1 protein-coding gene is annotated in these 590 nt (G+C 69.0%); it reads right to left on the bottom strand.

What is annotated here, in order from left to right; translation table 11 throughout:
* The coding region (locus tag BRAS3843_RS25145; protein WP_035982712.1) for a condensation domain-containing protein at positions 1 to 590 on the bottom strand (590 nt) is incomplete at both ends.

The raw sequence follows: 590 nt of genomic DNA, 5'->3' as shown, positions 1-590 counted from the left end.
TCGGTCGCAAGCTCGAGCCCCGCCGGCGCGCCCGCCAACTGCTGCGTCCAATAGCAAAGCTGCCGCTGCAGGGCGGCTTCCGCCAGCCAGCGCCGCTGCCACACCGCATAATCGGCATATTGGATCGGCAAGGCTGCTAGCTGCGATGGCTGCCCGGCGGCAAAGGCCGCATACAGCCGCTCCACCTCACCGACCAGCACACCCAGCGACCAGCCGTCCGACACCACGTGATGCATCGACAGCACCAGCACGTGGTCGTCAGGTGCAAGCCCTAACAGCGCTGCGCGCAGCAGCCGATCGTGCCTCAGGTCGAACGGCTGTTGCATGATGCGCTCGGCCCGCTGCCGCGCTTCGTCCGCCGAGACCGCAACCGGCTCCAGCGCCAATGGCCACGGCGGATCGATCCGCTGCACCGCGCTGTCGCCTTGCGGCACGAACCGCGTCCGCAACACCTCGTGCCGCCGCACCACCTCGCTCAAGGCCGTCGACAGCGCCGTGACATCCAGCCGCCCGACCAGCCGCACCGCCGCCGAGATGTTGTAAGTGCCGCCCGCAAGCCCGAGCTGCTCCACAAACCACAGCCGCTCCTG

The sequence above is a fragment of the Bradyrhizobium sp. STM 3843 genome (genome assembly GCF_000239815.1).
Lineage (GTDB): Bacteria > Pseudomonadota > Alphaproteobacteria > Rhizobiales > Xanthobacteraceae > Bradyrhizobium.
Note: the sequence above shows the minus strand (reverse complement) of the source record. Positions and strands in the feature narration are given on the sequence as shown.